This is a genomic window from Mesorhizobium sp. M0938, from assembly GCF_040319125.1.
GTDB classification, from domain to species: Bacteria; Pseudomonadota; Alphaproteobacteria; order Rhizobiales; family Rhizobiaceae; genus Mesorhizobium; species Mesorhizobium robiniae.
The window spans coordinates 1-7,809 of sequence record NZ_JAMYNS010000043.1; the positions used below are offsets into that span (position 1 = coordinate 1).

8 protein-coding genes are annotated in these 7,809 nt (G+C 62.0%); 3 read left to right on the forward strand and 5 right to left on the reverse strand.

Annotated features, from left to right (window positions below; translation table 11 throughout):
- Positions 1-132: 132 nt before the first annotated feature.
- The 3 genes from sbmA to NKH73_RS32300 form a co-directional block, all read right to left on the reverse strand.
- The gene (gene sbmA, locus NKH73_RS32290) at positions 133-1,392 is read right to left on the reverse strand and encodes a peptide antibiotic transporter SbmA (protein WP_352939508.1); all 1,260 of its coding nucleotides are present in this window, start codon (positions 1,390-1,392) and stop codon (positions 133-135) included.
- Positions 1,393-1,512: 120 nt separating this feature from the next.
- Positions 1,513-2,673: a YbfB/YjiJ family MFS transporter gene (locus NKH73_RS32295; protein WP_352939511.1), complete on the reverse strand. Its 1,161-nt coding sequence runs from the start codon at positions 2,671-2,673 to the stop codon at positions 1,513-1,515.
- Positions 2,674-2,793: 120 nt separating this feature from the next.
- On the reverse strand, positions 2,794-3,006 hold the full coding sequence (locus NKH73_RS32300) for a hypothetical protein (protein WP_352939514.1): 213 nt from the start codon (positions 3,004-3,006) through the stop codon (positions 2,794-2,796).
- Between the two features lie 97 nt (positions 3,007-3,103).
- Here NKH73_RS32300 and NKH73_RS32305 point away from each other — a divergent pair, with 97 nt between their 5' ends.
- The 3 genes from NKH73_RS32305 (at position 3,104) to NKH73_RS32315 (ending at position 5,762) form a co-directional block, all read left to right on the forward strand.
- Positions 3,104-4,018, forward strand: coding sequence for a LysR substrate-binding domain-containing protein (locus tag NKH73_RS32305; protein WP_352939517.1), 915 nt, complete (start codon positions 3,104-3,106; stop codon positions 4,016-4,018).
- 85 nt (positions 4,019-4,103) lie between these two features.
- On the forward strand, positions 4,104-5,360 hold the full coding sequence (locus NKH73_RS32310) for an aminopeptidase (RefSeq protein WP_352939520.1): 1,257 nt from the start codon (positions 4,104-4,106) through the stop codon (positions 5,358-5,360).
- Positions 5,361-5,405: 45 nt separating this feature from the next.
- Positions 5,406-5,762, forward strand: a complete 357-nt coding sequence (locus tag NKH73_RS32315; protein WP_352939523.1) for a DUF488 domain-containing protein — start codon at positions 5,406-5,408, stop codon at positions 5,760-5,762.
- Between the two features lie 47 nt (positions 5,763-5,809).
- On the opposite strand, the gene NKH73_RS32320 is transcribed toward NKH73_RS32315, so the two are convergent.
- Together NKH73_RS32320 and NKH73_RS32325 are read right to left on the reverse strand one after the other, a co-directional pair.
- Positions 5,810-6,877, reverse strand: coding sequence for an ABC transporter ATP-binding protein (locus NKH73_RS32320; RefSeq protein ID WP_352939526.1), 1,068 nt, complete (start codon positions 6,875-6,877; stop codon positions 5,810-5,812).
- 35 nt (positions 6,878-6,912) lie between these two features.
- Positions 6,913-7,638 (reverse strand): SDR family oxidoreductase, encoded by a 726-nt coding sequence (locus tag NKH73_RS32325; RefSeq protein ID WP_352939529.1) that lies wholly within the window; start codon positions 7,636-7,638, stop codon positions 6,913-6,915.
- Positions 7,639-7,809: the final 171 nt, after the last annotated feature.

The following is a 7,809-nucleotide window of genomic DNA, read 5'->3' on the forward strand; positions in this document are numbered from 1 at the left end:
TTGGCGGGCCGGCCCCCAACCTCGCGTTCTGGCTTGACCTCCCCCTCTCCCTTGTTTTTTGGCGCCCGGGGCGCTGCCAAACCCCCGGGGGCGGGGGCCGGCCCCCCCCCCCACGTCCTTGTCCCAAAAATCTCAGGCCGGGTCCTCGGCGCCTTGACGTTCGAGATAGCGCTGGTCGATTTCGGGCAGCGGTTCTCCTTCCAGCGTCGCCTCGAAAGCACTCAGGCGTTTGTGGATGGAGAGCAGTTCGACAATGGTTGGCCAGGCATTGACCAGATACTGAAATGAGGAACTGACCTGGCCGAAAGCAGTGGAAACCTGCTGCCATACGCCCAAGGTGATTGTTCCAGCAGCAATCGTAGGAATGAGGATCACGCTGGCGAAGATGGCATCTGCCTGCAGGTAGCCGGATCGGACGACATTGAAGTAGGCGTAGTGAAAATAGAGAGTGAAGTAGTTGCGTCGGACATGGGAAAAGAGTTCGGCCACTGTGGGCGGTGCTGCACGCGCCGCATCGTCTTCGCCGTACACCAGTTCTTTGCGGTAGGCGGCCTCGACTCGCTGATTCTTGAACTCCAACCCTGGCAGTTTTATGCCGGCAATCATGAGAAGAAGGGTACCGAAAATCGACCAGGTGACAGCGGCTACAACCAGGGAATAGGGAATTTCGCCAACGAGTGGCAAGACCTTCACATGGCTTGAGAGTTGCGCGAGCAAGGGCAGGAACGCAATCAACGTCATGACGGAGTCAACGAGCGAAACACCAAGGCCTTCCATCGTGGTGGAGAACCGCATCGTGTCCTCTTGCACACGCTGAGACGCGCCTTCGATGTGCCGCAATCTCTGCCAGTTCGTCATGTAGTAGTTATTCATCGCCGTGCGCCAGCGGAAGATATAGTGGCTGACGAAGAACCGGGTGATGACGAACAAAGCCATGCCCGAAGCGCCGATCCAGGCGTAGATCGAGAACATCGAATAGAGTTCGCCGGCGGTTACCGAACCAGGCGTCGTGATCGCCTTCTGGAACAGATCAAAGAAGGGTCCGCGCCAGTTGTTCAGCGCCACGTAAATCTGCACACTGAGATATGTCGAAAACAGGATAAGCGCCGAACCGAGGATCGACCAATTCTGCCAGGGGTGAGGAGAATAAACGCGCCAGAAGGCGTAGAAGGCGCCAACTAGAAACCCAAAATAGATATAGAACCAGATAAACGGTTTGGTCCAGAAGATCGTCATTCCTAGGACTGGAGGCACGCCAGCCGCTGCCGGCGGCAGCCCGAAAACAGCGCCCAACTGCTCGCCGCCGAAAAACCAGAACAGGATTCCGGCAAGGCTCCAGACGGCGACCGAAGTGAAGAACAACTTCGGCTGCGGGAAAAAGGATACGAACACTGTGGCGAAATCCTCGGTCGATGCGCAAATCAGCGGCGTTGCTGTTCAGCGGGCATAAGGTCACACATCGGTCGGAATGAAAATGCCCGTGCCCGATGCCCATACCGAGCAAACCCACAATCATGGCGATTTTGGCGCAGCCGACCAGGCGACGACGCCGGAGGCTACCAAGACGGCGGCAGCCACGATCGAAGCCAGGAAGAAACCACCCGATGCTTGCGCCAGCAGCCCGGCGACGAGCGGGCCGATGATCTGGCCGAGGCCGAAGGAAGCCGTCATGACCGCGAAAGTCCGGCGCGGCGCCTGCGGTGCAAGCTGCCTTACGGCCTGGAGGCCGAGTGCGGTCATGGCCATAAATGTGGCGCCAAGCAGAAACCCGCCGAGCAGCGGCCCGGCGCGTCCGCCCATAGCCACGCTGGCGGTCACGCCGACCGCCTCGATGAGGCAACCTGCAAGGCAGGCCGCGTAGAGGCCGATCCTTTCCGCGATCTTCTGCCACAGCCAGACTGAGGGAATTCCGGCAAGGCCGGTGACCATCCAGACGACCGCCTCGAAGACGCGGCCGCCGCCGCCCTGGCGGACGATGGTGACGAGAAACGTCGCCGTCACCACATAACCGAAGCCGAACAGGCCGTAGGCGACAATCATTTTCAACAACGACCGGTCCTTCGGCAGCGCCGGCTCCCGGCGCGCAACGCCGTTGGTGGTCGAGGCAGGCCCCACCAGCAGGGCCACGACAGCGAAGCCGCAGCCACAAATCGCCGCCGACCACAGCCAGCCCGCCGCCCAGCCGGCATGTCCGATGACGAGAACAGCCATCAGCGCCGCGGATACTGCTATACCGAGGCCGACGCCGCCGAAATGCAGCGCCTGCAGGCCGTTGCGGTTGGCCGCAAGCAGATGGCCAAAGACGATGCTGGACATGAAGACCATGACAAAGGCACTGGCCACACCGGCGAGAAAGCGAATGACGAGAAAGGCCGCCATCGTATCGGTCAGTCCCATCAACCCGGCGAGGATGGTGCTGGCGGCGAGGCCGGAAAACATGAGCATGCGCTCGCGGCCGTGGGCCCAGCCACCGGCGGCCGCAAGCGCGCCGATGAGATAGCCGAGATAGTTTGCGGATGCGATCCAGCCGGCATCCGCCGGCGACAGTGCAAGTTCCTCCATCATGCCGGGCAGGATCGGCGTGTAGACGAAGCGGCCGATGCCCATGGCAACGGCCAGGGCAATCATGCCGGCGAAGGCGAGACGCAAAGGGGACGGCGAAGCGACATTCATTGCAGTGCACAATAGGTGCACGAGCCTGTCAAACAATCCGCTTGCGTTGGGCCAGAACGGGTTGCCGCAGCTGTTGGCAAATGTGCGCCCGCAGAGGGCCCGACCCGCTAAATCTGTTCATCAGCCGCAGCCGGTTTGGGCCGTGCCGGTCTCGTACGCAGTGCGCCTGGCCGTCAGCCTGAACGGCACGTCGCCGAGCTCGCGCTCCGACATGGTGTCGAGCACAGGGTGTGACAGCGGATCGATCACCCATCTTGTGGTCTCGCTTTCACGCGACCGGCCTTGCCGCGTGTCAGCAACAGAAAAGACCCTGAGAAATGATAAAATCTTCATAGGATTCTTCCTCTAAAGGTCTGCTTTCCATCCAGATTCTGCCATTCCGCCCGGTATTTCAATTGAGATTTCGACCGTACGAGTTTAGAAAAACTACATGGCAATACTGAACCGCGTCCATCTCAACGGCCTGCGCGCCGTGGAAACCGTCGCCCGCCTGGGGTCGCTTTCGGCTGCGGCGAGCGAACTCAACGTGTCCGCCAGCGCCGTCAGCCAGCAGATCAAGCGAACGGAAGAGCAGCTCGGACAGGCGCTGTTCGAACGAACGGCGGGCGGTCTCGTGCTGACCGAATTCGGCACCGTCTTCACTGCGCGCCTCGGGGCAGGCTTTCGCGAACTCGCCCAAGCCGTGGCGCTTGCCGACGAGGCTTCCGAATGCACGCTGGTGGTTTCGGTCGCTCCGGCTTTCGCGTCGAAGTGGCTGCTGCCGAGGCTGTCGCGTCACTTCGCCCGGCATCCGAATGTGCTTTTGCGCATCGACGCCTCGGTGCGGATTGCCGATCTCGACCGCTCGGACATCGACATCGCCATCCGGCTTGGCGACGGGACATGGCCGGGCGGGCGCGCGGAACTGTTGCTGGCGCAGGAGGTCTTCCCGGTCTGCGCCCCGGTGATCGCCGACAAATTGAAGTCGATCGAAGACCTCGCCCTGACCTGCGCGATCACCGACGAGAGGGCGATGATCACTTGGGAAAGCTGGTTCGAGGCCGCCGGGGTGAAGCCGGTCACCTTCCTCAAAGGCGCGCGCTTCACCGACCCGATGCTGTGCCTGGAATCGGCGATCGCCGGCCACGGCGTCATGCTCGGCTGGCAATTGCTGGCCGCCGACGCACTGGCTGATGGCCGCCTTGTCGCGCCCTTCGGCGTCCGCGCCCAGAGCGGGCTCGGTTATTGGCTGGTGACCTCCGCCGCCAAGACCGAAAGCCGCAAGGTCAGGGATTTCAAAGTCTGGATCCGCGAAGAAATAGCGGCGACGATGGCGCAATTCGGGTCGCTGACCAGCGCGAGCTGAACCTGCCCCGTGCAATCCAGGTGGAAAGGAGAGCAGTGCAGGTCTATGTAGGGAACCAGACTCCCACATCGCGACAGGCAGGATCATGACCACACATTCGCGCGGCGTTTCCGCAACGATCGACCCGGTGAAACTCGACAGGCTGGCCGAAGTCGCCATCAAGGTCGGGCTGCAGCTACAGCCGGGGCAGGATCTGGTGCTGACATCGTCGATCGCAGCGCTGCCCTTGACACGGCGGATCGTCGAGCACGCCTACAAGGCAGGTGCCGGCCTGGTGACGCCGATCTTCAACGACGACGAAATCACGCTGGCGCGTTTCCGCTATGGGGAGGACGCCGGCTTCGACCACGCCGCCGGCTGGCTCTATGAGGGGATGGCGAAGGCCTTCGCCAGCAATGCCGCCAGGCTTGCCGTGCGCGGCGAGGATCCCTCGCTGCTGTCGGCACAGGACCCGGCCAAGGTAGCGCGTGCCAACAAGGCTAATTCGATCGCCTATCAGCCGGCGCTGGAAAAGATCACCGGCTTCGACATCAACTGGAATATCGTTGCCTATCCCGACCTGGCCTGGGCGAAACAGGTATTCCCCGGCGATGCCGATGACGTCGCCGTGGCAAAGCTCGCCGACGCCATCTTTGCCGCTTCGCGGGTCGACGTAGAAGACCCGATCGGCAACTGGACAGCGCATAATGCTGCACTGCGCAGCCGCACCGAATGGCTGAACGGCCATAATTTCCATGCCCTGCATTTCACCGGACCCGGCACCGATCTGACCGTCGGTCTGGCCGACGGCCATGAATGGATGGGCGGCGCCTCGACCGCCAGGAACGGCATCACCTGCAATCCCAACATCCCGACCGAGGAGGTCTTCACCACGCCGCATGCAAGGCGCGTCGAGGGCCATGTGTCGAGCACCAAGCCGCTGTCCTACCAGGGCACGCTGATCGACGGCATCGCTGTGCGTTTCGAGGAGGGCCGCATCGTCGAGGCAAAAGCTTCGAAGGGCGAGGGTGTGCTGAAGAAAGTGCTCGATACCGATGAGGGCTCGCGCCGGCTTGGCGAGGTCGCGCTGGTACCGCATTCCTCACCGATATCGGCGAGCGGGTTGCTGTTCTTCAACACACTGTTCGACGAGAACGCTGCCTGCCACATCGCATTGGGACAATGCTATTCGAAATGCTTCGTCGATGGCGCCTCGCTCAGCCAGGAGGAGATCGCGGCGCGCGGCGGCAACAAGAGCTTCATCCATATCGACTGGATGATCGGTTCGGACAAGATCGACATCGACGGCGTCGGCAAGGACGGCAGCCGCGTGCCGGTGATGCGCAAGGGCGAGTGGGCGTAAGCAGCCGCCAACAGCCGTCGTGGCGGTCAACCCCCGGAGTTGACAATGAAACTCGATATCAGGGTCAAGCGCATCTACGAGCCACCCTCGCCCAGCGATGGCCAGCGGGTGCTCATAGACCGCGTATGGCCGCGCGGCGTCCGCAAGGAAGACGCCGCGCTGACGCTATGGCTGAAGACCATCGCGCCCAGCGATGAATTGCGCAAATGGTTCGGCCACGAGCCGTCGCGCTGGATGGAATTCCAGCAGCGATATCGCGACGAGCTCGACAGGAACGGCGAGGCGGTCGGCCAGTTGCGCGCCATGCTCGACAAAGATCGGGTGACGCTGCTCTACGGCGCGCAAGACGAAACGCATAACAACGCAGTGGCCTTGGCTGACTATCTCCGCCTAAAGGGCTGAGGCAGCGCGCACGCTGACGGGTCACATTATACTTTTTCACGAATCGCTCAGGCGACGCGCAGTTCCGTGGCTGCATCGAACAGGTGCACCTTGCCCGGCAGCACCGAAAGGTTGATCGCGGTGCCGGCGTTGCGGCGCGCGTCACGCGGCACCACGGCGATGGCGTCGTATCCTGCCACGCGCAAATGAATCTGAACATCCGCGCCGGTCGTTTCGGACAGCACGACCTCGCCCTTGATCTCGCCCGCATCCGAAATGCCGAGATCGTTTGGCCGAACGCCCATGATGACCTTTTGGCCTGGCTTCGCCTTGATTTCCGGTGAGAGGCCGATCGACACGCCTTCGGCAACGAAGCGAGGACTGCCGCCCGCGGTCTCGACGGTGCCAGCGATGAAATTCATCGAAGGCGAGCCGATGAAATCAGCGACATATTTCGAGTTCGGTCGCTCGTAGACCTCGTCGGGCGTGCCGATCTGCATGATCCTGCCGGCATGCATCAGCACGATCTTGTCGGCCATCGTCATCGCCTCGATCTGGTCATGGGTGACGTAGATCGTGGTCGTGCCGAGACGATTGTGGAGTTGACGGATTTCCACCCGCATATGCGTGCGCAGCTTCGCGTCGAGGTTGGAAAGCGGCTCGTCGAAAAGGAACACCGCGGCGTCCCGCACCATGGCGCGGCCCATGGCGACGCGCTGGCGCTGGCCACCCGACAGTTCCCTGGGGTAGCGCCCGAGGTAGGGCGTGAGATTCAGGATCTCCGCCGCCCATTCTACCTTCTTCCTGATCTCAGCTTTTGGCATCTTCGCCACTTCGAGACTGAAGCCGATATTGTCGAACACGCTCATTGTCGGATAGAGCGCATAGTTCTGGAACACCATAGCAATGTCGCGGTCGCGCGGGTGAACGTTGTTGACCCGCCTGTCGCCGATCAGCAGATCGCCGTTGGTCACACTCTCGAGGCCGGCTGTCATGCGCAGGAGCGTGGTCTTTCCGCAGCCCGACGGCCCGAGGAGCACGACAAACTCGCGATCGGCAATGCCGAAGGAGATGTCCTTCATCACCTCGACATGCCCGAAATTCTTGGCGATGTTCCTGTATTCAACGGTGGCCATTCTCAATCTCTCTTCGGACGACCGGATTCGGGTCGTCAGTATTTCTGCCTGGTCGGCGTGATGACGATTTCCTGCACGAGAGCGTTCTGTGGCATCTGATAGGTGTGCAGCATGAGGTCGGCGACGTGCTCCGGCCCGATCCCGCCACCGATCTTGAGCTTGTTGGCCTTGTAGTTGGCTAGCGTCTGCGGATCGAGAACGCCGCTCAGAACTTCGGTTTCAATCACCCCGGGCGAAAGCACGACCACGCGGACGTCATAATCGGAAAGATAGTCGCGCAGCGATTCCGACACCGCGTGAACGAAGAATTTTGTCCCGCAGTAAACGGTATGATCGGGATAGACCTTCCGGCCGGCGATCGAACTCATCATGAAGAGCGTGCCGTGACGGCGTTCCATCATCCCCGACATCACGGCGTGGACCGAATTCAGCACGCCTTTCGTGTTGATGTCGATCATCTCGTCCCATTCCTCGGGCGGCTGGCGGCCGATGTCGGCAAGACGCGCAATGCCGGCATTGGCAAAAAGCATGTCGACCGGGCCGTATTCGGCTTCCGCCTCCTTCACTGCGGCTGCGATTGCGGCGCGGTCCCGCACGTCGACCTGCCGGGCCATGCTGTTGGGCAGGTTCAGCGCCTCCATGCGCTCAAGACGGCGGGCCATCATCAGAACAGGGTGGCCAGCACGCGAAAACACCTTGGCGACTGCCTCGCCGATACCAGAACTCGCTCCCGTCACCGCTACGAGCTGTTTTCCAGCCATTGTTTTTCCTCTTTGGGATTGTCGATAGCCAGGGGTGGGGGGGGGGGGGGGGGCCGCCCCCCCCGAGACAAAACCGCGGGCCCCCGGCCACGAGAGCGGGTGATGGGGTGGGAGAGGGAAAAAAAGTCACAACACCCCCCCGCCGGCGGGGGCGCGGGGGGGGGGGGGGGG

Coding starts and splice junctions, on each gene's coding strand:
- NKH73_RS32325 (WP_352939529.1), bottom strand. CDS start 7,638: ATGGCTGGAAAACAGCTCGTAGCGGTGACGGGAGCGAGTTCTGGTATC.
- NKH73_RS32320 (WP_352939526.1), bottom strand. CDS start 6,877: ATGGCCACCGTTGAATACAGGAACATCGCCAAGAATTTCGGGCATGTC.
- NKH73_RS32315 (WP_352939523.1), top strand. CDS start 5,406: ATGAAACTCGATATCAGGGTCAAGCGCATCTACGAGCCACCCTCGCCC.
- NKH73_RS32300 (WP_352939514.1), bottom strand. CDS start 3,006: ATGAAGATTTTATCATTTCTCAGGGTCTTTTCTGTTGCTGACACGCGG.
- NKH73_RS32295 (WP_352939511.1), bottom strand. CDS start 2,673: ATGAATGTCGCTTCGCCGTCCCCTTTGCGTCTCGCCTTCGCCGGCATG.
- NKH73_RS32310 (WP_352939520.1), top strand. CDS start 4,104: ATGACCACACATTCGCGCGGCGTTTCCGCAACGATCGACCCGGTGAAA.
- NKH73_RS32305 (WP_352939517.1), top strand. CDS start 3,104: ATGGCAATACTGAACCGCGTCCATCTCAACGGCCTGCGCGCCGTGGAA.